The sequence below is a fragment of the Acinetobacter sp. CIP-A165 genome (genome assembly GCF_000367985.1).
In the GTDB taxonomy this organism is placed as follows: domain Bacteria; phylum Pseudomonadota; class Gammaproteobacteria; order Pseudomonadales; family Moraxellaceae; genus Acinetobacter.
In genome coordinates this window covers 72109-72676 of sequence record NZ_KB849206.1, presented here as the reverse complement: position 1 = coordinate 72676, position 568 = coordinate 72109, and the positions used below count along the sequence as shown (strand labels likewise).

At 47.0% G+C, this 568-nt stretch carries 1 pseudogene; it reads right to left on the bottom strand.

What is annotated here, in order from left to right:
• Positions 1 to 568 (bottom strand): annotated as a pseudogene (locus tag F991_RS17710) (agmatine deiminase); the annotation flags it as partial.

The window sequence follows — 568 nt, the reverse complement described above, 5'->3', positions numbered from 1 at the left end:
TACCTGTGATTGGACCTAGTGGACCACCATCACCACCGCCTGTAATACCACCGATAATACCTGTGATTGCACCTAATGGGCCACCATCACCGCCAATGCCACCTGTGATGCCATCAATAATTCCACCACCAAGCAGATCTTCACCGATGACGTGTTGGATAATATCTGCAGCAGTTGAACCATTGTTGATCAGTGTGCCAATGACACCTGTTGCATTATCCAGTGCACCAGCAAAATTAGCACCTGCTAAATCAGAGATAGCTTCAAGTGTACCGTTGACGGTATCGTGAGAAGTTTCAAAAGTGAGCGTGCCAAGATTTGCGAGATCACCGACAGGATGTTCTGCTTGAGGGAATACACCGATGATTGTGCCAGCAACAGTGTCGATACCTGTATTGATGATTTCAGTTTTTAGGCTTTCAACACCTTGAAGTACATCGATACCTGTTTTGATGACACCCGTTACAGGGTTGTTGCCAAGATCACCACCTGTAATACCACCGATAATGCCAGTGATTGGACCTAGTGGACCACCATCACCGCCACCTGTAATACCACCGATGATTCC